Annotated in this window: 22 protein-coding genes; 13 read left to right on the top strand and 9 right to left on the bottom strand. The window is 67.5% G+C overall.

Annotated features, from left to right (window positions below):
- Nucleotides 1-29: 29 nt before the first annotated feature.
- Entirely contained in the window at nt 30-908 is an 879-nt protein-coding gene (locus ABD05_RS38995; RefSeq protein WP_238594177.1) for a hypothetical protein, read from the bottom strand.
- On the opposite strand from ABD05_RS38995, the gene ABD05_RS39440 reads away from it, so the two are divergent.
- The 3 genes from ABD05_RS39440 (at nt 855) to ABD05_RS20480 (ending at nt 3,596) form a co-directional block, all read left to right on the top strand.
- Nucleotides 855-1,004, top strand: coding sequence for a hypothetical protein (locus ABD05_RS39440; protein ID WP_338012466.1), 150 nt, complete (start codon nt 855-857; stop codon nt 1,002-1,004). The two genes, ABD05_RS38995 and ABD05_RS39440, sit on opposite strands and share 54 nt — an antisense overlap.
- Nucleotides 1,005-1,146: 142 nt before the next feature.
- Nucleotides 1,147-1,455 carry a hypothetical protein gene (locus ABD05_RS20475; protein ID WP_047903686.1) on the top strand — a complete coding sequence of 103 codons (309 nt, stop codon included), beginning with the start codon at nt 1,147-1,149 and terminating at the stop codon, nt 1,453-1,455.
- Nucleotides 1,456-1,991: 536 nt separating this feature from the next.
- The gene (locus ABD05_RS20480) at nt 1,992-3,596 is read left to right on the top strand and encodes an EAL domain-containing protein (protein WP_047901944.1); all 1,605 of its coding nucleotides are present in this window, start codon (nt 1,992-1,994) and stop codon (nt 3,594-3,596) included.
- A 48-nt stretch (nt 3,597-3,644) separates the two neighbouring features.
- On the opposite strand, the gene kdgR is transcribed toward ABD05_RS20480, so the two are convergent.
- The 3 genes from kdgR to kduI are packed head-to-tail and all read right to left on the bottom strand — an operon-like array spanning nt 3,645 to nt 6,263.
- Complete coding sequence (kdgR, locus tag ABD05_RS20485; RefSeq protein ID WP_082146176.1) at nt 3,645-4,556, bottom strand: DNA-binding transcriptional regulator KdgR; 912 nt, start codon at nt 4,554-4,556, stop codon at nt 3,645-3,647.
- 59 nt (nt 4,557-4,615) lie between these two features.
- Nucleotides 4,616-5,422, bottom strand: coding sequence for a 2-dehydro-3-deoxy-D-gluconate 5-dehydrogenase KduD (gene kduD, locus ABD05_RS20490; protein ID WP_047901945.1), 807 nt, complete (start codon nt 5,420-5,422; stop codon nt 4,616-4,618).
- A gap of 4 nt (nt 5,423-5,426) precedes the next feature.
- Nucleotides 5,427-6,263: a 5-dehydro-4-deoxy-D-glucuronate isomerase gene (gene kduI, locus ABD05_RS20495; protein WP_047901946.1), complete on the bottom strand. Its 837-nt coding sequence runs from the start codon at nt 6,261-6,263 to the stop codon at nt 5,427-5,429.
- A gap of 280 nt (nt 6,264-6,543) precedes the next feature.
- Here kduI and kdgT point away from each other — a divergent pair, with 280 nt between their 5' ends.
- Together kdgT and ABD05_RS20505 are read left to right on the top strand one after the other, a co-directional pair.
- Nucleotides 6,544-7,566: a 2-keto-3-deoxygluconate transporter gene (kdgT, locus tag ABD05_RS20500; protein WP_047901947.1), complete on the top strand. Its 1,023-nt coding sequence runs from the start codon at nt 6,544-6,546 to the stop codon at nt 7,564-7,566.
- A gap of 49 nt (nt 7,567-7,615) precedes the next feature.
- Nucleotides 7,616-8,077: a nuclear transport factor 2 family protein gene (locus tag ABD05_RS20505; RefSeq protein ID WP_047901948.1), complete on the top strand. Its 462-nt coding sequence runs from the start codon at nt 7,616-7,618 to the stop codon at nt 8,075-8,077.
- Between the two features lie 43 nt (nt 8,078-8,120).
- On the opposite strand, the gene ABD05_RS20510 is transcribed toward ABD05_RS20505, so the two are convergent.
- Together ABD05_RS20510 and ABD05_RS20515 are read right to left on the bottom strand one after the other, a co-directional pair.
- A complete protein-coding gene (locus ABD05_RS20510; protein WP_141685121.1) occupies nt 8,121-8,861 on the bottom strand; it encodes an SDR family oxidoreductase in 741 nt (246 codons plus the stop codon).
- 89 nt (nt 8,862-8,950) lie between these two features.
- Nucleotides 8,951-9,535 carry a TetR/AcrR family transcriptional regulator gene (locus ABD05_RS20515; protein WP_047901949.1) on the bottom strand — a complete coding sequence of 195 codons (585 nt, stop codon included), beginning with the start codon at nt 9,533-9,535 and terminating at the stop codon, nt 8,951-8,953.
- A gap of 140 nt (nt 9,536-9,675) precedes the next feature.
- Here ABD05_RS20515 and ABD05_RS20520 point away from each other — a divergent pair, with 140 nt between their 5' ends.
- The 3 genes from ABD05_RS20520 to ABD05_RS20530 all read left to right on the top strand — a co-directional run bounded on the left by ABD05_RS20520 (nt 9,676) and on the right by ABD05_RS20530 (nt 13,818).
- Nucleotides 9,676-12,054, top strand: coding sequence for a DNA polymerase II (locus ABD05_RS20520; RefSeq protein ID WP_047901950.1), 2,379 nt, complete (start codon nt 9,676-9,678; stop codon nt 12,052-12,054).
- 226 nt (nt 12,055-12,280) lie between these two features.
- Nucleotides 12,281-12,604, top strand: a complete 324-nt coding sequence (locus tag ABD05_RS20525; RefSeq protein WP_047901951.1) for a DUF4148 domain-containing protein — start codon at nt 12,281-12,283, stop codon at nt 12,602-12,604.
- Between the two features lie 86 nt (nt 12,605-12,690).
- Complete coding sequence (locus ABD05_RS20530) at nt 12,691-13,818, top strand: J domain-containing protein (RefSeq protein WP_047901952.1); 1,128 nt, start codon at nt 12,691-12,693, stop codon at nt 13,816-13,818.
- 96 nt (nt 13,819-13,914) lie between these two features.
- Here the strand turns inward: ABD05_RS20530 and ABD05_RS20535 are convergent, their stop codons facing one another.
- On the bottom strand, nt 13,915-15,291 hold the full coding sequence (locus ABD05_RS20535; RefSeq protein ID WP_047901953.1) for a pectin acetylesterase-family hydrolase: 1,377 nt from the start codon (nt 15,289-15,291) through the stop codon (nt 13,915-13,917).
- Nucleotides 15,292-15,357: 66 nt separating this feature from the next.
- Nucleotides 15,358-16,068 carry a phospholipase C accessory protein PlcR gene (gene plcR, locus ABD05_RS20540; protein ID WP_047901954.1) on the bottom strand — a complete coding sequence of 237 codons (711 nt, stop codon included), beginning with the start codon at nt 16,066-16,068 and terminating at the stop codon, nt 15,358-15,360.
- 430 nt (nt 16,069-16,498) lie between these two features.
- Between plcR and ABD05_RS20550 the strand changes: the two genes are divergently transcribed.
- The 5 genes from ABD05_RS20550 (at nt 16,499) to ABD05_RS20570 (ending at nt 22,841) form a co-directional block, all read left to right on the top strand.
- Complete coding sequence (locus ABD05_RS20550) at nt 16,499-17,725, top strand: amino acid deaminase/aldolase (RefSeq protein ID WP_047901956.1); 1,227 nt, start codon at nt 16,499-16,501, stop codon at nt 17,723-17,725.
- 65 nt (nt 17,726-17,790) lie between these two features.
- Nucleotides 17,791-19,197, top strand: coding sequence for a D-arabinono-1,4-lactone oxidase (locus ABD05_RS20555; protein ID WP_047901957.1), 1,407 nt, complete (start codon nt 17,791-17,793; stop codon nt 19,195-19,197).
- Nucleotides 19,194-20,378, top strand: coding sequence for an MFS transporter (locus ABD05_RS20560; RefSeq protein WP_047901958.1), 1,185 nt, complete (start codon nt 19,194-19,196; stop codon nt 20,376-20,378). The genes ABD05_RS20555 and ABD05_RS20560 overlap by 4 nt, the downstream gene beginning before the upstream one ends.
- A 143-nt stretch (nt 20,379-20,521) precedes the next feature.
- Nucleotides 20,522-21,718 carry a porin gene (locus ABD05_RS20565; RefSeq protein WP_047901959.1) on the top strand — a complete coding sequence of 399 codons (1,197 nt, stop codon included), beginning with the start codon at nt 20,522-20,524 and terminating at the stop codon, nt 21,716-21,718.
- A 100-nt stretch (nt 21,719-21,818) separates the two neighbouring features.
- Complete coding sequence (locus tag ABD05_RS20570) at nt 21,819-22,841, top strand: AraC family transcriptional regulator (RefSeq protein WP_047901960.1); 1,023 nt, start codon at nt 21,819-21,821, stop codon at nt 22,839-22,841.
- Between the two features lie 84 nt (nt 22,842-22,925).
- Here ABD05_RS20570 and ABD05_RS20575 read toward each other — a convergent pair whose 3' ends face one another.
- The gene (locus ABD05_RS20575) at nt 22,926-23,831 is read right to left on the bottom strand and encodes a LysR family transcriptional regulator (RefSeq protein WP_047901961.1); all 906 of its coding nucleotides are present in this window, start codon (nt 23,829-23,831) and stop codon (nt 22,926-22,928) included.
- Between the last annotated feature and the right edge of the window lie 34 nt (nt 23,832-23,865).

Here is a 23,865-nt window from a genome sequence, read left to right on the forward strand (position 1 = left end):
GCTCGTCGTGGCTTCAATGCATCAATGCTTCAAGGCCGCACCGCCGTGCCCGTGCGTAGCGCCCGTGCTCCCTGCGGGTTCGCGACGGCTTTCGGCTTCGGCTCGACGCTCCGCGCATCCTGAAGCTTCCGGCCCTTGGCGGCAGCCGGGTGCGCCTTTGCAGCAGGCTTCGCGTCGGCATGCGCGACGACCGCGCCGGTCGAGCGTGAGCGAACGGGTTGCCGAACCTGCTTCGCGGCCGTCGAGCTGCTCGCCGCCACGGTCGGATGCTTGACCTGCCGCGCGTACTCCTTCACGTCGCGGTCGCTCATCCACGCCTCCGTGTAGGCCGCTGACGCAGGATGCGCAAGATTGAGACAGGCGAGCGACGCCACGAGAAATGCACGAACATGCGTGCGACGATTCGATGCGGTAATGACGGGTGCTCCTTGCGATCTGGCTTGACGCCCGGTGTCGGCGTTGTCGTGGCGGCACAATAAATGAGCGCACTCGGCATCGCAAGCGTCCGACCGGTGCTCCAAACGATTCTTGACGTTTGGATCGCCACGCCGGCCCGAACCTCGCCCCCTTTTGCATTCGACGTTCCACGTGTAGATCGGCCGATGCCCCGGCCGCTCCCGCTCGGGCGGCATCCACAGATGCTTCAGATGCTGCAGGAGCAGACCCGGCGCGAACACGTCGCGCCACATATCGACGAACTCGCGCAGGTTCAGCACAACAAAGTTGTACGAACGGATCTGCTGCGTGATGCCGTCGCGCGCTTGCTGACGCAGGGCGAAGCGAGCATCGAGCAGATCGCATCGGACCTGCATGTATCGTCGCGCACGCTGCATCGCCGGCTTGCCGAACTCGGGCTGAACTTCCGGATACTGCGCGAGGACACGCGGCGGCGGCTCGCGATCGACCATCTGAACGATCCGCGGCTGACGCTCGCGGAAGTCGCCTGGCTGCTCGGCTATTCGGAACACAGCGTTTACGCGCGCCTTTCGGCGCCGGACCGGTGAATCGCCGCGGCAATGGGGCAGCCGACAGCCGGCGCGGGCGGCAAGCGTCGCGCGGGGTGAGCGGGTGAACGTGTCACGCCACCGCGTCGCGGACGAACTCGAGTCCGCCCGCGCGGTCGAACGAGCATCGCCGGAGATTCCCATGAAACGCGTTGCCGCTTTCGCTGTACTGACCCTGCTTGCCGCCGTCAGCGTGCCGGCGGCCGCTGGCGCACCATCATCCGGCGCCGATGCGCCGGTTCCAGTTCCAGCGCATGCGAAAAATTGCGTCCCGTCCCGGGACGCCACGCATGACGCCCGCTCCCCGTCCAAGGCGCCGCCGATCCGCGTGTGCGTCGGCGATTCCGATACGCAACTGAACCTGCCGTGGTTCCTGACCGATGTGCTCACCGCGGTCGACACGCACCAGTCGCCCGGCGACCTGCTTCACAAGATGCGCAACGATTTCTGAATCGCGGCCGGTGCGACGCGCCGGCGCCGCATCGATCGTTCAACGGCAGACCGCTTCAGCCCCTGCAGCGCGAGCCATTCCTGTCGTTCACCTTTCGACAGCGGACCGCGCCCTCCTGTGATTGCGTCGTAGCGGCGCGGCAAACCACCGAAAACGGTGTCTCGCGAAAATATTTCTTGTCGAGATGCAATCACAAAACTGCACCAATTGTTAAATAACAATATTTCGCAATCGCGCATCACATCTTATACTTGCCGCGCACCATCCTCGTGCCAAGAGAAGGTGTCTTTCATCCCGGCCGCACGACCCTGCGGCCGGGGTTTTTTTCGGTGTGCTACGTCAATATACATGCGCAACAGGCACATGTTATATAGGAAAGCCCCCGGATGAATGGCCGATCGCGACGGTGCTGCTGCCGATGACCCTCGCGACCGTCGAATCGATTAGCATCGGGATATGGCGCGCGCGCCGTATTGCCGGACCAGGCACGACGCATGCTCGCCGTTTGCGCATCGACCGGTTCGACTTGCACCTCCATGCGAACAACACCAAAGGCAACAGCGGGAATGTCGGCGCTCACGCCAGGCTCGAAGCCAGTTTTCCAGCGCAGCGGCACGTGGCCGCGGGTTGTCTTTTTCGTTGCCGTAATCGTTTGCGTGCTCGTGCCCGCTTTCGCGGTGGTGCTCGCCGATCGCTACGCGCGCGATGCCGTCACCACGCATGAACGCGTCGTCGCGAACGACATCGTCGCATCGATGGACCACATCCTCGACGGTGTTCGTCTGCGACATGCGGACGAGCTGACCGCGCTCGTCGGGCGGCGATGCACGACGATATTCCGGACGCTGGCCGAAGTGGGCACTCGCCTGCGTTACCTGCGTGCCGTCGGGCTGGTGAACGACGGCCGCGTCACGTGCTCGTCGGCGCTCGGCGCGATCGACGTGCCGCTCGACGCGTACACGCGCGAGCAGAAGCCGGCGCCGGGATCGACGACCGTCACGCTGCTGCGCCAGACACCGTTCCAGCATGGCATTCCGGTGCTGGCCGTGTTTCGCGCCACCGCGCGCGGCGCGGGCGTCCTCTACCTGATCGAGGGCGACTACCTGGCCGACGCGCTCGCGCACAGCGCCCGATCCGGCGTGGAAACCGCCACGCTGTCGGTCAAAGGTTCGGGCCGTCTCGACGAGCAAGGGAAGTTCACACCGGAATCGGAGCCGGGCCCCGCAGGCGGCAGCGCGATCGCGTCGCTCCGCTGGCCGTTCATGGTGTCGGTCGCCGCGTCGACGCACTACGCGTCGCAGGTCCAGCACCACTATCGGCTGATCTGCATGACGATCGTGCTGCTCGCGGATGGCCTCGTGATAGCCGCCTACCTGCTGGCGATGGCGCCGCAGCGGCTATTGCTGAAGGCCGTTCGTCTCGCGCTCAAGCGCAACGAGTTCCACGTCGTGTACCAGCCGATCGTCGATGTCCAGACGTGCAGGACGGTCGGCGTCGAGGCACTGCTGCGCTGGAACCATCCGAAATGGGGGTCCATCAGTCCGGCCGTGTTCATCCCGCAGGTTGAATCGAGCACGATCCTGCCGAAGGTGACCGAATTCGTGCTGCGGACGGCCGTGGCCGAACTGACCGCGCTGACGCCGTCCGTGCCGCTGCGCATCGCCGTGAACATCTCGCCGAAGGATCTCGAACGCGCGCAGTTCGTGTCCGTCGTCGACGAAGCAATCCGCTCGCTGCCGCCCGGCTTTACGCTGGTGCTCGAAGTCACCGAGCGCATCCTGCTCGAAAAGAATGCGCGGACCACCACGATATTCCATGCACTCAGGTCGAAAGGCGCGAAGTTCGCGATCGACGATTTCGGCACCAATCACAGCAATCTCGACATGCTGTCGCGCTTTCCGTTCGACTACGTGAAGATCGATCGCCAGTTCATCGCCCGACTGAGCGATGGCGGCGCAGGGCTGATCGAGGGTATCGCCGCCGTCGCGCATTACTACGGCTTGAAGATCATCGCCGAAGGCGTGGAGACCGAAGCAGAGCATTGCGCACTGGAGGCGATCGGGATTCAGTATGCGCAAGGCTACCTGTATCAGTGGCCGCAGCGGGCGGAGAACCTGAGGCGCGATTGCGCATGGGCGTAGCGGCATCGCCGCCGAGGTGTGCGGCCATCTTGCGCGCACTCCGAACGCTCAATCCGGCGTGACCGCCGCCGGCTCGATGCCGGCCGCTTCCGGGCGATACCCGAGCCGTTCCGAAATGGCTCGCCCGGACTCCATCAGCAGTGCGATGTAATGCGCCTTCGTATCCGCGCCGCAGCGCATCGTCGGAAACGAAATCGACAGCCCCGCGATCACGCGGCCGAAACGGTCGAACACGGGCACGGCAAGACACATCAGGCCGTCTTCCTGCTCTTCGTTGTCCTCCCCGTAGCCCTGCTGCCGCACGTGCGGCAGGATGCTCATCACAGCGTCCGCCGACGACAGCGTCTTCGCGGTCGACTTCCTGAACTCGATGCCGGCCAGCACCGCGCGCGCCTCGTCGGGCGACATCCACGCGAGCAGCACCTTGCCGATCGCCGTGCTGTAGAGCGGATTGCGCCGGCCGATCCGCGACTGCATGCGCAGCCCGTATTCGGCGTCGATCTTGTGGATGTAGATGATCGCGTCCTCGTCGAACGCGCCGAGGTGCACGGCTTCGCGCGTCAGTTGCCCGATGCGGCGCATCTCGAGATCGGCCTCGCGCACGAGGTCCACGCTCTCCAGCGCCTTGCTGCCGAGCTCGAACAGCCGGATCGTCAGTCGGTAACGGTCGGTCTCGCCTTCCTGCGCGACATAACCGAGCGTCTTGAGCGTCTGCAGGAAGCGGTGGACCGTCGTCTTCGACATGCCGAGCTGCTGCGACAGCTCGCTGATGCCGATCTCGCGACGATCGCCGAGTGCCGCGAGGATCGTGAAGACCTTCCCGACGGCCGCGACCGAATCGGCCTTCTCCGCCGCGCCGCCCGCCGACGGGTCGGCCACCGGATGGCCGGCCCGCGGATGGCCGCCCCCCGGTTCCAGGTTCGCGTGATCGCGCTTGTGCTGCCTGGGCGTTGCTGTCATGTCCGTGAATCCATCAGATGCGAATCGGGAGAGCATAACGTGTCCGCCGCGCGACACGGTCAGCGCGCGAGCCACCCGCCGTCGACGGCGAGCGTGTGGCCGTGCACGTAGTCCGACGCGCGCGACGCGAGAAACACGGCCGCACCCGCGAGATCGTCGGGCACGCCCCAGCGGCCGGCCGGGATGCGGCCGAGGATTTCGTCGCTGCGCCGGCTGTCCTCGCGCAACTGCGCGGTGTTGTCGGTCTCCATGTAGCCTGGCGCGATCGCGTTCACGTTGATGCCGCGCGCGGCCCACTCGTTCGCGAGCAAGCGCGTGAGGCCAAGCACGCCGCTCTTCGACGCCGTGTACGACGGCACGCGGATGCCGCCCTGGAACGACAGCATCGACGCGATGTTCACGATCTTGCCGCCGCGCCCCTGCCGCACCATCTGCCGCGCGACGGCCTGCGACAGGAAGAACACGCTCTTCAGGTTCACGTCGACGACAGAATCCCAGTCCGCTTCGGTGAAATCGAGCGCATCGCAGCGGCGGATCATGCCCGCGTTGTTGACGAGGATGTCGACCTGGCCGAACGCATCGACCGCGCCGCCGACGATCCGCTCGACCGGCTCCAGCGTCGACAGGTCCGCGCGCACGTCGACGAAACGCCGCCCGGCCGCTTCGACACGCGCCGACGTCGCATCCGGCGCCGAGCGGTTCGCACCGACGATATCGCAACCGGCCGACGCGAGCGCGACCGCCATCGCCGCACCGAGCCCCGTGTTGCAACCGGTGACGATCGCGACCTTGCCGGTCAGGTCGAACAGGCCGGCGAGCGCGGAACGCGCGTCGGCGGAAGGAAGATCGGGGTTGTCGCGTTTCATGATGTCAGCGCAGGTCGGCGACGGCGATAGGGTCCATGTCCTTGAACACCTGGTTCTCGCCGACCATCCCCCAGATGAACGTGTACGCCTTCGTGCCGACGCCCGAGTGGATCGACCAGCTCGGCGAGATCACCGCCTGCTCGTTGTGCACGACCACGTGGCGCGTTTCCTGCGGCTCGCCGAGCAGGTGGAACACAGCCGCATCGTCGGCGAGGTTGAAGTAGAAATACACCTCCATCCGGCGCTCGTGCGTATGGCACGGCATCGTGTTCCACAGACTGCCCGGCTCGAGTTTCGTCATCCCCATCGACAGCTGGCACGTAGGCAGCACGTCGGGCACGATGAACTTGTAGATCGTGCGGCGATTGCTCGTCGCCGCATCGCCGAGCGTTTCGGGCGACGCCTGCGCGAGCGTGATGGTGCGCGTCGGATAGGCCGTGTGCGCAGGCGCGCAGTTCACGTAGAACTTCGCGGGATGCGCGCGATCGTCGCTGCCGAACACGACGTCCTGCGCGCCCTGCCCGATGTAGATCGCCTCCTCGGTGCCGACCGCGTGACGCTGCCCGCCGACCTCGACCCAGCCGGGGCCGCCGATGTTGATCGCGCCCAGTTCGCGCCGCTCCAGCAGATGGCTCACGCCCATCGCGGCGCCGAGCGACACGGGCACCTCGACCGGCCGCGTGGCCGGCCACGCGCCGCCGACGATGATGCGGTCGATATGGCTGTAGGTGAGCGACAGCGCGTCCGGCGCGAACAGGTTTTCCACCAGGAAATGCCGGCGCAGGCCGGCTGTGTCGAGCGCCTTCGCGTGTTCGCTGTGAATGCCTTGCCGCACTTCCATGCCGGTTCTCCGTGGGGAATGGACAGGCCGCCGACGCCTGTACGGCCGGTGGTCATACGATGAATTGAAGCATAGTTTTTTTAGATTCGGAACGATGGACCGGATTTCTCGCACCGCACCATGACGCACTTAATGCCTTTCCGATCAGTAATTTAACGAGTTACGGGTATACGACTAGCCGACAGAATCATAAAAACGGACCAGCGTTCCGAATCATGTTCTATAGTCGGTCAGCAGACATCATTCGACAACTGGGCGCATCGACGTCCACGGAGGAGACGTGAAGCTGAAACAGGCCATCGACCGCATTCCCGGCGGGCTCATGCTGGTCCCGATGCTGCTCGGCGCGTGCGTGCATACGTTCGCCCCGAACGCCGGGAAGTATTTCGGCTCGTTCACCAACGGCCTGATCGCGGGCACGGTGCCGATCCTCGCCGTGTGGTTCTTCTGCATGGGCGCGACGATCAACCTGCGCGCGACGGGCGTCGTGTTGCGCAAATCGGGCACGCTGCTCGCGACGAAGATCCTGGTCGCGTGGCTCGCGACGTTGATCGCCGCGCGGTTCATCCCCGACGACGGCATCCGCACGGGCCTGTTCGCGGGCCTGTCGCTGCTCGCGATCACGACGTCGATGGACATGACCAACGGCGGCCTCTATGCGGCCGTGATGCAGCAGTACGGCAGCAAGGAGGAAGCCGGCGCGTTCGTGCTGATGTCGATCGAATCGGGGCCGCTCGTCAGCATGCTGATCCTCGGCGCGGCCGGCGTCGCGGTGTTCGAGACGCGGCTGTTCGTCGGCGCGGTGCTGCCGTTCCTGATCGGCTTCACGCTCGGCAATCTCGATGCGGACCTGCGTGAACTGTTCGGGCGCTGCGTGCATCCGCTGATCCCGTTCTTCGGCTTCGCGCTCGGCAACGGCATCGATCTCAACGTGATCGCGAAAAGCGGGCTGCCGGGCTTCGCGCTCGGGCTTGCGGTGATCGTCGTGACGGGTGTGCCGCTGATCTTTGCCGATAAATTTATCGGCGGCGGCAATGGCACGGCCGGGCTCGCCGCGTCGTCGACGGCCGGCGCCGCGGTCGCGAACCCGGCGATCATCGGCGAGATGATTCCGAAGTTCAAACCGATGGTGCCGGCCGCGACGGCGATCGTTGCGACTGCTTGCCTCGTTACGGCGATTCTCGTGCCGATTCTGACGGCGATGTGGGCGCGGAGGGCGGCGCGGGCAAGCGGTGCGTCGCTGCCGTTGATGACCGCACGGCCCGCGCACGGAAGCCCGATCGAGCATGAAGGGCATGTGTGATGCGCGGTTGACGTCGCTCCCCTCTCCCGTCACAGGACATCCGTTCGTCATGTCATTTCTCCAGCGCTTCGGCGCTGCTGCCCGTTTCGTCACCGTGGCCGCGCTGCTTGCCGGCAGCGCCGCCGCTCACGCCGCCGATTCCGATGCCGAGCGCGTCGCGGATGCGGTCGAGCGCCTGCGCGTCGCGATGCTCGACAGCAACGGCGCCGCGCTGCGCACGCTCATCGACGACGATCTCACCTACGGCCACTCGTCCGGCCTGTTGCAGGACCGCGCCGCGTTCCTGAAGACGCTCGACGGCACGCACGCGTTCCAGTCGATCGCGCTGTCGGGCCAGACGGTGACGGTGAACGGCGACAGCGCATGGGTACGCCATACGTTCGATTCGGTGAATAACCTGCCGGACGGCAAGACGAGCACCGCGCATATCGGCGTGCTGCAGGTGTGGAAGCGGCATCCGGACGGTTGGCGGCTGTTCGCGCGGCAAGCGTATTTGCTGCCGAAGGAGTGACGGGACTATCCTGCGGGATCGCGCGGCTCCAATACGCATCGCGCTATAACGCCATCCCGCCGTCGATCGTCAAGCTCGATCCCGTCATGTATCCCGATTCGGCACTCGCGAGCCACGCAACCAGCGATGCGATCTCGTCCGGGCTGCCGGCCCGCTGCAGCGGAATCAGCGGGCGAATCCGGTCGAGGTGATCGGCCGTCATGTCGGTCTCGACCGGCCCCGGCTGTACGTTGTTGATCGTGATCCCGCGCGGCGCGAGGTCGACGGCGATGCCCTTGACCATCACGGCCACCGCGGCCTTCGTCATCGAATAGACGCTCGACCCCGGATGCCCGCTGCGCACAGCCGTGTTGCTGCCGATCGTGACGATGCGGCCGCCGTGCGTCAGGTGCGCGGCGCCGGCCTGGACGGCCAGGAACACGCCCCGCACGTTGACCGCCAGCATCCGGTCGAGATCGTCGACGCTGACCTCGGCCACATCGCCCAGCTTCAGGATGCCCGCATTGACCACGACGACATCGAGCCGCCCGAAGCGCCCGACCGCCTGCGCAACGGCCTGGCGGATCGCGTCCGCGTTCGCGCTGTCGGCCCGGATTGCCAGCGCAGCCCGCCCGGTCACCTCGATCGCGGCAGCAGTTTCCTGCGCGCGCTCGGGCGCCGAGACATAGGTGAATGCGACATCCGCGCCATCGGCCGCGAGCCGCCGGGCGATGGCCGCGCCAATCCCGCGCGCCCCGCCGAATACGATTGCAGCCTTGCGCGCGCCGCCGGAAATGCCTTTCATGACTCCCTCCTTTATGGACTGATTAGTCAATAAGTTATCCAAAAAAACGCCGGCAGCCATGCCGGCGCGTTATCTTGCGTGTATCGGTATCAGTGCGCCCTGAGGCGATCGGCCGCGAATTCGGCGGTCGCACGCAACGCCTGCAGTTTCGCCCCGGCACGCGCGCCGAGCTGGAGACCCTGCATCGTCGTCAGGATGAAACTCGCGGCCTCGCGCGCATCGACCGCGCGGTCGATCTCGCCCGCGTCCTGCCCTTCGCGGACGCGCGCGACGACCTGCTTGAGCAGCACCGCGCCGGCTTTCTCGCGCAGCTCGACCAGCTCGGGATCGGCCGTGCCGAATTCGCAGATCGCATTGACACCCATGCAGCCGAGCACGCGCTCGGCCGCGTTGCCGGCGATCACGCCGAGCAGCAGTGCCACGATACCCGCGATCGCGGACGCTGGCGCCGTCAAACGTGCGACGTGGCCCGACACGCTGTCCGACTGGTAGCGTTCGAGCGCTTCGACGTACAGCCTGCGCTTGTCGCCGAACGCGTTGTAGAGGCTCTGCCTGCCGATCTGCATCGCACTCAGCAGGTCGTCAGTGGACGTCGCGGCATAACCCTTCTCCCAGAACACGCGCAACGCGCGCTCCAGTGCCTCGTCCCGATCGAATTCACGTGGTCTCACCATTGCGGCAGAATAGGCGTTATGGACAGACCAGTCAATAAATCGATATCGTTCCATCCCCAATTCGCTCACGGCCACCATCGGCACGTCCCTCGCCCAAGCGCTAAAATCCGCCGCCTGGGCATCCACGACGAGCAAGCGTTTTGACTGCGTTCGAGCAGGGTTTCATCCTTACCCGCCACTGGCGGGACACCGCGACCGGTATCGAGATCGAGTTCTGGCTGGCAACCGAGCACGGTCCGCGCCGCGTGCGGTTGCGCCCGCAGGAAGCCGTCGCGTTCATCCCGGCCGAGCAGCAGGCGCTCGCCGAACGCGCGCTGGCCGGCGAACGCGATGCCGAGTTGCGCCCGCTCGCGCTGCGCGACTTCCGCCGGCGCCCGGTCGTCGGCCTCTATTGCCGGCGCTATCGCCATCTGTCCGGGCTCCAGAAGCGCCTCGCGGCGGCCGGCGTCGATGTCTACGAAGCCGACGTGCAGCCGCCCGACCGCTACGCGATGGAGCGCTTCATCACGGCATGCGTGCAGTTTCGCGGCCAGCCCGGCAACGACAACACGCTGACCGGCGGCGAGCTGAAGCCCGCGACCGGCTATCGCCCGGCGCTGCGCTGCGTGTCGCTCGACATCGAAACCAGCGTCCACGGCGAGTTGTATTCGATCGCGCTCGAAGGCTGCGGGCAACGACAGGTCTACATGCTCGGGCCGCCGAACGGCGACGCCGACGCGAACGCCGTCGACTTCCGCCTCGACTACTGCGACAGCCGGCCCGCGATGCTCGCGCGGCTCAACGACTGGTTCGACGAACACGATCCCGACGCGGTGATCGGCTGGAATCTCGTGCAGTTCGACCTGCGCATCCTGCACGCGCACGCGGAGCAATACGGCGTGCCGCTGAAGCTCGGGCGCGGCGGCAGCGTGCTCGACTGGCGCGCGCACGGCCAGCAGCCCGACCACTTCTTCGCGGGCGCGGCCGGCCGCCTGATCCTCGACGGCATCGACATGCTGAAATCGGCGACGTGGACGTTCCCGTCGTTCAGCCTCGAATACGTGTCGCAAGCGCTGCTCGGCGAAGGCAAGTCGATCGACAACCCGTACCAGCGGATGGACGAGATCCAGCGCCGCTTCGACCACGACAAGCCGGCGCTCGCGCGCTACAACCTGAAGGACTGCGAGCTCGTCACGCGTATCTTCGACAAGGCCGACCTGCTGTCCTTCGCGCTCGAACGCGCGAGCGTCACGGGGCTCGCGGCCGATCGCACCGGCGGCTCGGTCGCGGCCTTCACGCACCTGTACCTGCCGCGCATGCACCGGCTCGGCTATGTCGCGCCGAACCTCGGCGACGTGACGGGACAGAACAGCCCCGGCGGCTTCGTGATGGATTCGCGCCCCGGCCTGTACGACTCCGTGCTCGTGTTCGACTACAAGAGCCTCTATCCGTCGATCATCCGCACGTTCCTGATCGATCCCGTCGGGCTGATCGAAGGGCTCGCGAACCCCGGCGACGACGCATCGGTGCCCGGCTTTCTCGGTGCGCGCTTCTCGCGCACCGCGCACTGCCTGCCCGATGTCGTGCGCCGCGTATGGGAAGGTCGCGACGACGCGAAGCGGCAGCGCAACGCGCCGTTGTCGCAGGCGCTGAAGATCATCATGAACTCGTTCTACGGCGTGCTCGGCTCGACGGGCTGCCGCTTCTTCGACCCGCGCCTTGCATCGTCGATCACGATGCGCGGCCACGAGATCATGCACCGCACGCGCGAGCTGATCGAAGCGCGGGGCTACGAAGTGATCTATGGCGATACCGATTCGACGTTCGTGTGGCTCGGCCGCGCGCACGACGACGACGAAGCCGGCGCCAAGGGCCGCGCGCTCGTCGAGCATGTGAACCGCTGGTGGCACGCGCACCTGCGCGACCGCTTCGGGCTCGAAAGCGCACTGGAGCTGCAGTACGAGCGGCATTACCGGCGATTCCTGATGCCGACCGTGCGCGGCGCGGAGGAAGGCAGCAAGAAGCGCTACGCGGGCCTCGCGGCGACGGCCGACGGCGGCGAGGACCTCGTCTTCAAGGGGCTCGAAACGGTGCGCACCGACTGGACGCCGCTCGCGCAGCAGTTCCAGCGCGAGCTGTACCGCCGCGTGTTCAGGCGCGAGCCGTACCAGGAGTTCATTCGCGACACCGTGCAACGCACGCTCGCCGGCGAATTCGACGACCAGCTCGTCTATCGCAAGCGCGTGCGCCGGCCGCTGCGCGAGTATGAGCGCAACGTGCCGCCGCATGTGCGTGCGGCACGGATCGCCGACGAGTTCAACCAGGCTCAGGGCCGGCCGCTGCAGTACCAGCGCGGCGGCTGGATCAGCTACGTGATGACGACGGCCGGCCCCGAGCCGCTCGAAACGATGCGCTCGCCGATCGACTATGCGTTCTACCTGAGCCGCCAGTTGCAGCCCGTCGCCGATGCGATCCTGCCGTTCCTGCGCGACGATTTCGAACGCGTGATCTCCGGGCAGGGGCAGTTGTTCGGCGACTGACGGAACGATGACGCACCGCGCACGCCGCTGCGCAGTCACCGCAACCTCTTCGCCGCGTGACGTCGCTCTCCGTCACGTTCCGCACGCATCACGCACTCTGACGCATTCTGGAACACAGCTCGTCGGAAATCGCCATTTATCCGGCCGGTCCGGGTTCCTAAACTTGTCTCGTCGGTTCAGCCAGGCGATTTCGTGCCGAACCGCAACGAAACCGTCTGAGGAAACCGTGAAATCCATCATCGTCACCATCGCAGCTGTCGCCGCTACCGCCACCGCTCTTCTCGCCGCACCGGCCGCGTCGTACGCGCAGTCGTCGCACTCGACGCTCACGCGTGCACAAGTACGCCAGGAACTGCTCGACCTCGAATCGGTCGGCTACGAGCCGATCGCCGGCGACGGCGACAACTATCCGGGCGACATCGTCGCCGCGCAGGAGCGCCTGGCCGCCAAGCGCGTCGCCAAACGCAAGAGCGCCGAAGCGGCCTACGGGTCGACCGGCGCAGCGGGCACGGATTCGGGCGCGCCGGCGGTTGCGACGGTGAAGCGATAACGCGCCGCCGGTCGTTTCGGGGGAGCGCCCATCCGGCTAAAATACCGGCCTGCTGCGCCTCCTGCCGCGGCCGGAGGACATCAATCATGACCGCACGTCGCGGAGCCGCGGTCGTCATCGCGCCAAGCCACGAGACAGCCAGCCTGTCGAAAGCCCAGAAGACGTTCAATACGCTCGTCAAGCAAATCGAAAAGCGGCGCGAACGTCTCGGTGCGTGGGAAGCCGTCATGCCGGTCTTCCAGAAAAAATTCGTCGACGGGTTGTTGCCGCTCGAACAGGCGTCGACGGCGTTGCGGATCAGATTGCTCCATCGGCTCGACGACGCCTTCCTGCAGAAAGGATTGAGCAAGGCCGAGCAACGCACCCTGTCCGGGCTGATCGCGGATATGGCTCGCGACTTGCTCGACTTCAGCGACGACGCGCAACTGAAAGTCATCTACAACCGGCACGCCGCATCCGGCGACGACGACCGCGCAGCGGCCGATCGCGCACCGACGAAGCAAGCATCAGAGCCGACACCCGCTGCTGAACCCGCGGACGATCTCGACACGCTGTCTCCCGACGAACTTGTCGAGCGCATGCAAGCCGAACTGGACGAGCAGTTCAGGCGCGACATGGCCGACCACGAGGCCCGCGAAGCACAGCGCGCGAAGCGCAAGAAAGCACCCCGGCAATCGGCCGCGGCGGCCAAACGCGAAGCCGAGCAGGCCGAATCGAGCAAGTCGATCCGCGAGGTCTATCGCAAGCTCGCGAGCGCGCTGCACCCCGATCGCGCAACCGATCCGCAGGAGCAGGACCGCAAGACCGTGCTGATGCAGCGGGTCAACCAAGCATATGCGAAGGGCAATCTCCTGCAACTGCTGGAACTGCAACTGGAGATCGAGCAGATCGACCGGCGCGCGATCGCCGGCCTCGGCGAAGACCGGTTGACGCGCTACAACGGCATCCTGGAGGAACAGATCCGCGAGCTGGATCAGGAGATCCTGCACGTCGAGACCGGTTTCCGGCGGACTTACGGCATCGCGTCGTCCGTCAAGCTGGCGCCCGATACCGTCGTCCGCATGCTCACGCGCGACATAACCGGCATGCAGCGCAGCAACCACGACCTGACCGTGGCGCTGCGCGAGTTCGACGATCCGGAAAAGGTCAGGGACTGGCTGAAAGACATGAAGCGCCGGCCGGCGTCCTCCCGCTTCGACGACGATCCGTTCTAAGCGCGCACGCGCTCTGCCCGCAGCACGGCGAGCGCGTATCCGGCCTGACGGAACGGCGGCTTACCCCGCCGCCGTCACCCGTTCAAGCGAACCGCGTTACGCCCGGTGCCCCGAGATCGGCCCCGCCTCGCCGGTCAGGTTGAACACGCTGTCGATCCACGCGAGAAACGTCGAGAACGTGAAATCCGACCACCGCTGCGTGCGGAACGCCTTCATCACCGGCGTATCGGCCGGGTCCTGCTGGTTCAGCAGGTTGTCGACGAACGTGCCGATATCGGCGTCGGTGCCGTTCTCGTGGATCCCCGACCCGGTGAAGCTGACCGCCGTCACCTGGTGATTGTCGATGAAGTCGTTGCGCGCCCACGGCATGAAGTAGCCGAAGTTCGGCAGCGGGTTCAGCGTCTGCTTCAGCCCGTCCAGCTCCTGCGCGAACATCGCGAGCGACAGCGTATCCTTCGTCGCGTCGTCGGGCGCCGCGATCACGGCCGGCACGAACGCGCGATAGTGATACGCGGCGATGATCTTGTCGCGCTGGTAGCTCGAGAAGCCGAAGCGGTCGTGCGGAAAGGTCGCCGACAGCGCCGCGTACGCACTCCCCATGTTGCCGGGATCGAAGCGGCTGGTCAGTCGGCTGTTCACGGTGATCATCCCGTCGGGGCCGGTCATCCCCCACTCGGTGCGCACCTTGTCGTACAGGCCGACCGACGGATGCGTGGCCGCATCCGCATCGAACGGCGTATTGAACACCGTGCCGGCATCGTCGAGCAGCGAGCTGTGCGCCTGCGGCTGCAGCGTGTTGCGCAGCGTCGCGTAGTTCGCGAGCGTGCCGTAGCCGCCGGCGCTCATCCCGTACACGAGCAGCCGGTTCGGCTTGCCGAAGCCGTGCGACGTCAGCCATTGCGCGACGGCCTGGATGTTCTTCAGCCCGCTGTAGTGCTGGATGCGCCAGTCGCCTGTCGGCGACGTGTAGTTGCGCACCGCGCTGCCCATGTGGATATCTCCGGTGCAATAGGGAACGAAAACCTGTGTCCACTGCTGCGTCTCGACCTTCGGTTCGCCGACCAGGATGTGCGCGAGATCCATGCGCGTCAGCAGCGGCGACAGGAACGACGACAGCAGGCTCTCGTTCGCGGTGCCGTTCATGTAGTTGTGCGGGATGCCGTCCGGATTGAAGCCGCCGAGGCCGGCCTCGGCGCCGGTCGATGTCTGCGTGCAGGTGCCGTAGTTCCAGCACGCGCCGCCCGGCTCCATCATGTACAGCAGGTTGTCCGACTGCGCGCGATTGACGTAGAAGCGCATCGGCGTGCCGTTGCCGCACGACGCGCCGGTACTCTCCGGCAACGTCACTTCGTACCACGAATAATAGGGAATCGACGGGTCCGGCATCGTCGTATCGGCCGCATGGCCGTTCGGTGCGGCGCAACCGAGCAGCGTGGCGACGGCGACGCGCAGCAGGCTTCGTGCTGGTGACATCTCCCCTCCTTGTCGATGGGCATGACGCGGCGGCCGGGCATCGTTCCGGCGTCGCGGATTCGGCGCTCAGTGCGCGCCGGACGGTGAAGCGCCGTCGAACAGCTGGACGCGCAGCGCCTGCAGGCGCTGCGCGATGTCGGTCTGCTGCTGGTCGGGATCGGCAATGCTCGCCTGGACCTGCCGGATCACGTCGCGGCTCTGCTGTTCGTACGCGAGATAGCGCGGGTCCTGCGCCGGCGACGGGCCGACCGTCTGCTGCGCATACGCATCCCATTGCGCGCGCATCGACCGGATCGCCGCACCGCGCGTCGCCGGATCGGCTTCGGTATCGGTCAGCAGCGCCGCGCTGAGCGCTTCGGCCTGCACGGGCACGATCTCGTTGCGCGCGACGTGGTCGGGCAGTTCGTCGAGAATCCGGCGCGCGAGCGCGCTGCGCTCGGCTTGCGGCAGGCTGTTGCGGCGATCGCCGTACGCGGCGACTTCGTCGCGGAAGCGCGCGAACGCGACGATGCGCTGCACTTCGGCATCCGCGTCGAGCCGCCCCGCGAGACTGCGGCGCAACGCGTCGACGTCGAGCCGCCGCTCCTCGGGGCCGGGCGTCGCGGCGCCGGTACCGAATGCATCGGCCGCGACGGACTGCGTGCTCGCCGCCGCGCCCGGCGTGCCGGATGAAGCGGCCTCGGCCGGCGTCGCCGCTTCGTATCGCCAGATCGCGACGGCCACGCCGATCGCCGCGATCGCGCCCGTCCGCCGCCAGAGTGCGCTGTTGTTCTTCACGTCGCCTCCTTGTCACGTCATGCCGTTCTTCGCCGGTACATCCGCGAGTAGGTTCTAGGTCGAATCCGGCACGTCGTCAAAAGCGGATCTAGAACGCACGCACTAAACCCGCGCGTATCGGCGCTGCCCGGCAAAACGTTTGAAACGCGTTTCAGTGCCGCGTGCGGGAACGCGCGATCTCGCGCGCGTCGCCCGTCCAGCGGCGCTTCGAGCCGACACGCGCCACGCGCGTTGCGACACCAAGCAAACCTCGGTCCAGCCGCGCGGCGCACGGCGGCACGTCATCCGCGTGGCCGATACGGATGGCCGGATCGGACCCGTCGAACGACCCGCTGAGCGCTTGGTCGACATTTTGGCCGACCCTATGCTGATTTCCGACCCGCGCCGAACGGTCGGCGCGACACATACCTGACCCAACCGAGCCCGTTCCATGAGCCGTGCCGACATCCCGCATCGCGCGCCCGCCGCCGTCCACGACTATCCGACCTACCGCGACGCACTCGCGGGCCGCCGGCTTCCCGCCGCCTTCGTCGATCTCGATTGCCTCGACGCCAATCTCGCCGACCTGAAACGCCGCGCGCGCGGCCTGCCGATCCGGCTCGCGACGAAATCGGTACGCTCGCGCGAGCTGATCGGCGCGGTGCTGGCCGCCGGCCCGTTCATGCAGGGGCTGCTGTGCTATTCGGCTGCGGAAGCCGCGTGGCTCGCGGCGGGCGGCTTCGACGACATCGTCGTCGCGTATCCGACCGTCGAGCCCGACGACCTGCGCGCGGTGGCCGCGCAGCTCCGGCAGGGCCGCTCGATCACGCTGATGGTCGACGACGAAACGCAGGTCGATGCGATCGACCGCATCGCGCGCGACGAACGCGTGACGATCCCGCTCGCGATCGATCTCGACATGTCGTCGTCGTATCCGGGCCTGTACTTCGGCATGTACCGTTCGCCGGTGCGCAACGCGGCCGGCGCGCTCGCGCTCGCGAACCGCATCGGCGAGCGGCAGCACGTCCGGCTCGACGGGTTGATGGGCTACGAAGGACAGATCGCCGGCGTCGCCGACACCGAGCCGGGCGGCGGCGCACGCAACGCGCTGGTGCGTCACCTGAAACGGCGCTCGGCGCGCGAGATCAACGCGCGCCGCCACGCGGCCGTACAGGCGCTCATCGCGGCCGGCCACACGCTGCGCTTCGTGAACGGCGGCGGCACCGGCAGCTTCGAGAGCACGCTCGGCGACGCGTCGGTCACCGAACTCGCGGCCGGCTCCGGCCTTTACGCGCCCGCACTGTTCGATCACTACGCGGCGTTTCACGCGCAGCCGGCCGCCGGTTTCGCGCTGCCGGTCGTGCGGATTCCGCAGCCGGGCATCGTGACCTGCTCGGGCGGCGGTTACATCGCGTCCGGCCCGGCCGGCAAGAGCCGCCTGCCGCGGCCGTGGCTGCCGGCCGGCTGCACGCTGATCGGCAACGAAGGCGCGGGCGAAGTGCAGACGCCCGTGCGCGTGCCGCGCGGCGTCGCGCCGGCGATCGGCGAGCCGATCCTGTTCCGTCACGCGAAAGCCGGCGAGCTGTGCGAGCGCTTCAACACGCTGCTGCTGATCCGCGGCGGCCGTGTGGTCGGCGACGCGCCCACCTATCGCGGCGAAGGCAAGAGTTTCTTCTAGCGGGCCGCGCGGCCAGTCGATCCAATCATCCAAACGATTCAAACGACAACCACGGAGACAACGCCATGTGGCGCAACTGGTCGGGATATGTCTGCAGTCCTGATGCAACCGTGTCGACGCCCGCGTCGCGCGCCGCGCTTGCGGCCGTGCTGCGCGATGCGGCCGCGTCCGGCGCGACCGTACGCGCGGCCGGCGCCGGTCACTCGTTCTCGCCGCTCGTGCAGACCGACGACGTGATCCTGTCGCTCGACGCGATGCAGGGCGTGATCGACGTCGATCGCGACCGGCGCGTCGCGCGCGTGCATGCCGGCACGCGGCTGTGGGCGCTGGGCCCCGCGCTCGCCGCGCACGGCCTCGCGATGGAGAACCTCGGCGACATCAACGTGCAGTCGATCGCCGGCGCGACCAGCACCGGCACGCACGGCACCGGCATCACGCTCGGCAACCTGTCGACGCAGATCGACAGCCTAACGTTCATGTGCGCGGACGGCAGCGAGATCCGCGCGACGGCCGATACGCATCCCGAACTGTTCGCGGGCGGCCGGATCGGGCTCGGCGCGCTCGGCGTGCTGACCGAGATCGGCCTGCGCCTCGTGCCCGCATTCCGGCTGCGCCTCGAGCGCGGCGGCATGCAGCTCGACGACTGCCTCGCGCAAGCGGACGCACTGATCGCCCGGCACCGCTCGTTCGAGTTCTACTGGTTCCCGCATACGGACACGGTGCTGACCAAGGCGTGGGACATGACCGACGAACCGGCCGATACCGTGCACTGGGCGAGCCGCGCGTCCGAGTCGTTCCTCGAGAACACCGTGTTCGGCGCACTGTGCGGGCTCGGCAAGCGGGTGCCGTCGCTGTGCCCCGCGCTGAGCCGGCTGTGCGCGTCAACCGTGTCGGCCGGCCTGCATGTGGACGCGAGCTACGCGATGCTGTCGACGGTGCGCCGCGTGCGCTTCAACGAAATGGAATGGTCGGTGCCGGCCGAACGCGGCGCCGACGCGCTGCGCGAAATCCGCGCGTTCATCGCGCGCCGCAGTTTCCCGCTGATGTTCCCGATCGAATACCGCTGGGTGCGTGGCGACGACATCTGGCTGAGCCCCGACTACGGGCGCGACAGCGTGCGCATCTCGGTGCACCAGTATCGCGGGATGCCGTTCGACGCGTACTTCTCGGGCGTGCAGGCGATCTGCCGCAATCACGGCGGGCGGCCGCACTGGGGCAAGGTGCATGCGCTGAAAGCCGCCGAACTCGCGGCATGCTATCCGCACTGGGACGATTTCCTCGCGCTGCGCGAACGGATGGACCCGCACGGCCGCTTCCTGACGCCGTACCTGCGCACGCTGTTCGGCCTGCCGCAACACGCAACCGCGACCGCATCCGCTCCCGCTGCGCCGGCCCGCCGAGGGGCCCACCCGATGCACGAAACGGCGCGCGTCGAGCAGGACCGGCCGCGATCCAGCCAGGAGGCCTCATGACCACCGCCACGCTGCGCACGGCCGCGCAGTCGCGCCCCGATCCGTCGGCCGGCGCGGTCGTTCGCCTCGCGCTCGCATTCGCTGCGGCCACCAACGGGCTCATCCTGTCGCCGTTCCTCGTCGCGGCCGTGATGACGCGCTTCCGGCTCGACGAAGGCACCGCGACCGCGCTCGTCAGCGCCGAGATTCTCGGCATCGCGATCAGTTGCGCGCTGCTGTCGCACCGGATCGCACGCGCCGCGCGGCCGTTCACGCTGGCCGGCGTGGCCGGCACGATCGCCGGCCAGGCGTTGAGCGCGGTCGCGCCCGGCATCGCGTCGGCAGCCGCCGCGCGCGGCATGACCGGGCTGTTCGAAGGGATGCTGTTCGTCGTCGTCGCGTCCGGCGTGTCGCAGCGCGCGTCGACCGACCGCCTGTGGGGGCAAATCAACCTGCTCGCGGGCGGCATCAACGGCGGCATCCTCGTGCTGATCTCCGCGCTGCCGGCCGCATGGCTCGGGCGCTGGGTGTTCGCGCTGCTGGCGGCCGTCGTCGCGGTGCTCGCGCCCGCGATCCGCGGCATCGACGCGTTCGCGAGCGCGCAGTCGCCAGCACGCGCGCGCGGCCATGCGCTGCCGTGGCGGCCGGTCGTCGCGATCTGGGTCGTGACCGCGCTCGTCTATGGCGTGCAGGCGTCGCAGTGGGCGATCGCCGGCTTCGTCGGCGCGCGCGCCGGGCTGTCGCCGACGACGATCGGCATGCTGCTGTCGGTATCGTCGCTGCTCGGCTTCGTCGGTGCGGCGATTCCGTCGCATCCGGCCAGCCACAAGCACCGCCTCGTGCTGATCTGGGCCGCGCAGCTCGCGATGGTCGGGTCGATCGAATGGTTCTTCGGCGCGCACGGCGGCAGCGCGTACTTCCTGAGCCAGTTCGTGCTGAACAGTGCGTTCTTCGTGATCGTGCCGTTCCTCACCGGCATGCTGTCCGACGTCGACCCGGACGGCTCGCTCGTCGCGCGCACGCTGGTCGTCACGTTCTTCGCGGCCGGCATCGGCACCGCGCTGTCCGGCGCGCTGCTCGGCCGCTTCGGCGGCACGCATGTCGCGCATGTGCTGTGCGTGGCCGTGCTGGCTGCCGCGCCGTTCGTGCGCATCGCGCTGCGCCGTGCAGCGCCCGGCGCGGTGGCCCGCACGTCGCCCTGACCGCACTGCGCCATGCGGTGGCCGCGACGCACCACGAGATTGGCCGCCGCGGCCTTGGCCCGCGCAAATTTGGCTTTCTACAGTCGTTTCCGGCGGTGCGATGCCGCCGGTCCCCCGTTCCATGCAGAAATGCGGAGTGCAGAATGAATCGTCCCGATGGCATTCGCGCGGCGTGCTGCGCGATGATGGTCCTGGCCGGTGCCGGCGCGCACGCGCAAAGCAACGTGACGCTCTACGGCGTGATCGACGCGGGCATCCGCTACGAAACGCATGGCGTGTCCTACGGCGCCGACGGCACGCCGGTATCGACGGGCCGCAAGATCTCGATGGCCGACGGCGGCGGCCTGACCGAAAGCTACTGGGGCCTCAAGGGCAATGAGGACCTCGGCGGCGGGCTGTCCGCGCAGTTCAACGTCGAGAGCCACTTCGGCCCGAACAGCGGCAGCATCGTGCCGGCCGGCTCCCCGAACTTCTTCCAGGTCGCGTATGTCGGGCTGACCTCGACGTCGCTCGGCCAGCTCACGCTCGGCCGCCAGTACAACGTGCCGTTCGAGATGGTGTCGCTGACCTACGGATCGAACCTGTGGGCCGGCCCGCAGGATCCGTACTTCAACCTGTTCAAACCGGAGCAGACGATGCTCGCGGCCGCGCGCACCAGCAACATGATCCAGTACGGCGCGCAGCTCGGCAGCCTGTACCTGCTCGCGCAATACTCGCCCGGCGGCCACGCGGGCGGCGGCGTGCTCGGCAGCCAGCTCGGCGCGGCCGTCGCGTACGCGCCGGACAAGGGGCCGTTCACGGTCGGCGCATCGTTCATGCGCAGCTGGGACGACGTCACGCACGCGAAGTTCGACGTCTACGGCGGCGGCGGCTCGTTGACGCTCGGCAACGCGACCGTCAACGCCGGCTACATCGAGAACGCGCGCGACAACGACTTCACGTCGTTCGAGAACGGCCCGTTCAGCCCGACCGATCTCGCGGCGCTCGGCATCATCTCGCCCGCGCAGGTGGTCGACCCGACGGTGCCCGGCGGGTTCCGCCGCCGCAAGATGGCGCTCGCGGGGCTGACCTACCGCTTCACGCCGGCGTTCACGGCGGCCGTCAACGCATGGTGGACCACGCAGTCCGGCTATACGTCGGACTTCGACGGCCGCGCGCGCCAGTTCCAGGTGATCGCCGGCTACAACCTGTCGAAGCGCAGCATGCTCTATGCGGAAGTCGACTATGCGATCTATCGCGGCGGGCTGGTCGGCGCGCAGCTCGTCGGCATGAACGGGCAGGCGCCGAGCACGAGCACCACGCAGCTCGGCGCGACGGTCGGCCTGCGCCACTACTTCTGAATCTGCAGCGGGGTCGCATGGCATGTGGCCGATGACGGCCGGGGCGGCACCCCGGCCGGACGGGACGAGTACAATCCGTGGAAAAAAACACGGAGCATCCATGGACGATACCGCCCGTTATACGACGGCGAATCTGCCGGTGCATTTACTGCGGTGCCTCGCGGAGACAAGCAAGGAACTGGGCATCGATCCCGTGCGGCTGTGCCTCGGGCTCGGCTTCGACGTCGCGGACCTGTCGAATCCGTCGTGCCGGATTTCGCTGCGCCAGGCGAGCACGATGATCCGGCGCGCGCTCGAGATGGCGCCGGGGCGTGCGCTCGGCCTCGAACTCGGGACGAGCGAGACGATCGCGTCGATCGGGCTGGTCGGCTACGCGATGCTGACGAGCCCCACGCTGAAGGACGCGATCACGGTCGGCCTCGAACTGCAGCGCCACACGGGGCCGCTGATGCGCTTCGACCTGGTGTCGGACGCGCGCACGCTGTCGATCCGCGCGACCAACGTGTTCCTCGAACCGGACATCGAGGCGTTCCTCGTCGAGGAAGCGTTCGGCAGCTTCATGAAGATCGGCCGCTCGCTGGTCGGCCCGACATTCCAGCCGAAGGTCATCGATCTCAGCTACCCGCCGCCGGCCTATGCGGAACAGTACGCGCGCGTGTTCCCGTGCCCGGTGCGCTTCGAGCAGGAGCAGAACCTGCTGTCGTGCGACGCGTCGCTCGGCAGCCGCGCGATCGCGACACACGATCCGCTCGCGCATCGCCAGGTGCTCGAATTCCTGCAAGGTGCGCTGCCGCCCGAACCCGAAGGCACCGACTTTCTCGAATCGATCGAACGGATCATGCGGCGCGACCTGCGGCATACGCCGTCGCTCGCGGCGATCGCCGCGCAACTGTGCATGAGCGAGCGTACGCTGCGACGGCGGCTGGCCGACCAGGGCGTGTCGTACCAGACGGTGATCGACACGATCCGCCGCAAGCGCGCATTCACGCTGCTGAGCAACCCGCGGCTGTCGATCGAGGACGTCGCGCACGAAGTCGGCTTCAGCGACGCGCACAACTTCCGGCGCGCGTTCAAGCGCTGGACCGGGCACGGGCCGAGAGAGGGGCAACGGGCGGCGTTGTAACGGGATGTTGTGTGGGGGCGGCGCGCGACGCACCGCACAGCAGCCGATATGCGAGCAAAGCGATGGCCGGACGCCGCACCTGCGTCACTGCGGCTCACCCATCCCGCCCATCAGCGTCATCAACTGTTCGCGCAGCCACTGGCTGCCCTGATCCTGATCGGCGCTGCGATGCCAGTAGCAGAAGTATTCGAGGCCCGGCATCTCGAACGGCAGTTCGAGGATGCGCGCCGGATAGCGCTGCAGCAATCGCAGCGGCGCCGTCAGCGCAAGATCGCCGCGCATCGCGATCAGCGGCGCGACCATGTAGTGCTGCACGCGCATCTGGATATTGCGGCGCAGCCCGAGACGCGTCAGTTCCGCGTCGACGTGCCCGCTGCCCTTGCGGCGGCTCGACACGTGGATATGCCCCATCGACAGGTAGTCGTCCATGGTCAGCGTATCGCCCTTGAACGGGTGATCGTCGCGGACCATGCACGCGTAGCGGTCGCGCACGAGCAGCGCCTGGTGCAGATGCGGATCGCCGATCAGCGGCGCGTCGATCGCGATGTCGACGGAGCCGTTCGCGAGCGCCGTGGCCACTTCGCGACGGTCCATCGTGTAGCTGCGCACGTGCATGCCGGGCGCTTCCCGTTGCAGCAGTTCGCCGAGCGCGGGCAGCAGCAGCGCTTCGGTCAGGTCGCTCATGCTGAGCCGGAACACGCGCTCGGAAGAAGCCGGATCGAACACGTCGCCTTCGTGCGCGCTCGAGTCGAGCAGTTGCAGCGCCTCGCGCACGCGGCCGACGATGTTCTCGGCCATCGGCGTCGGCATCATCCCGGCCGGCGTGCTGACGAACAGCGGATCGTTCAGCGTCTTGCGCAGCCGCGCCAGCGCGTTGCTGACGGCCGGTTGCGTGAGGTTCAGCACCTCGGCCGCCCGCGTCAGGTTGCGCTTGTTGTAGATCGCCTCGAATACGACGAACAGGTTCAGATCAATCTTCGAAAGGCGCATCGCCGGATCTCCTTGCCGGCATCTTACGGCGGGC

Source organism: Burkholderia pyrrocinia (assembly GCF_001028665.1).
GTDB classification, from domain to species: Bacteria; Pseudomonadota; Gammaproteobacteria; order Burkholderiales; family Burkholderiaceae; genus Burkholderia; species Burkholderia pyrrocinia.

Excerpts from the sequence above, each read along its gene's own strand:
- ABD05_RS20575 (WP_047901961.1), bottom strand. The coding sequence starts at position 23,831 with ATGCGCCTTTCGAAGATTGATCTGAACCTGTTCGTCGTATTCGAGGCG.
- ABD05_RS20550 (WP_047901956.1), top strand. The coding sequence starts at position 16,499 with ATGAGCCGTGCCGACATCCCGCATCGCGCGCCCGCCGCCGTCCACGAC.
- ABD05_RS20510 (WP_141685121.1), bottom strand. The coding sequence starts at position 8,861 with ATGAAAGGCATTTCCGGCGGCGCGCGCAAGGCTGCAATCGTATTCGGC.
- kdgR (WP_082146176.1), bottom strand. The coding sequence starts at position 4,556 with ATGACAGCAACGCCCAGGCAGCACAAGCGCGATCACGCGAACCTGGAA.
- ABD05_RS20515 (WP_047901949.1), bottom strand. The coding sequence starts at position 9,535 with ATGGTGAGACCACGTGAATTCGATCGGGACGAGGCACTGGAGCGCGCG.
- ABD05_RS20535 (WP_047901953.1), bottom strand. The coding sequence starts at position 15,291 with ATGTCACCAGCACGAAGCCTGCTGCGCGTCGCCGTCGCCACGCTGCTC.
- ABD05_RS20560 (WP_047901958.1), top strand. The coding sequence starts at position 19,194 with ATGACCACCGCCACGCTGCGCACGGCCGCGCAGTCGCGCCCCGATCCG.
- ABD05_RS20565 (WP_047901959.1), top strand. The coding sequence starts at position 20,522 with ATGAATCGTCCCGATGGCATTCGCGCGGCGTGCTGCGCGATGATGGTC.
- ABD05_RS20475 (WP_047903686.1), top strand. The coding sequence starts at position 1,147 with ATGAAACGCGTTGCCGCTTTCGCTGTACTGACCCTGCTTGCCGCCGTC.
- ABD05_RS20555 (WP_047901957.1), top strand. The coding sequence starts at position 17,791 with ATGTGGCGCAACTGGTCGGGATATGTCTGCAGTCCTGATGCAACCGTG.
- kduD (WP_047901945.1), bottom strand. The coding sequence starts at position 5,422 with ATGAAACGCGACAACCCCGATCTTCCTTCCGCCGACGCGCGTTCCGCG.
- kduI (WP_047901946.1), bottom strand. The coding sequence starts at position 6,263 with ATGGAAGTGCGGCAAGGCATTCACAGCGAACACGCGAAGGCGCTCGAC.
- ABD05_RS20480 (WP_047901944.1), top strand. The coding sequence starts at position 1,992 with ATGCGAACAACACCAAAGGCAACAGCGGGAATGTCGGCGCTCACGCCA.
- ABD05_RS20530 (WP_047901952.1), top strand. The coding sequence starts at position 12,691 with ATGACCGCACGTCGCGGAGCCGCGGTCGTCATCGCGCCAAGCCACGAG.
- ABD05_RS38995 (WP_238594177.1), bottom strand. The coding sequence starts at position 908 with ATGGTCGATCGCGAGCCGCCGCCGCGTGTCCTCGCGCAGTATCCGGAA.
- ABD05_RS20505 (WP_047901948.1), top strand. The coding sequence starts at position 7,616 with ATGTCATTTCTCCAGCGCTTCGGCGCTGCTGCCCGTTTCGTCACCGTG.
- ABD05_RS20570 (WP_047901960.1), top strand. The coding sequence starts at position 21,819 with ATGGACGATACCGCCCGTTATACGACGGCGAATCTGCCGGTGCATTTA.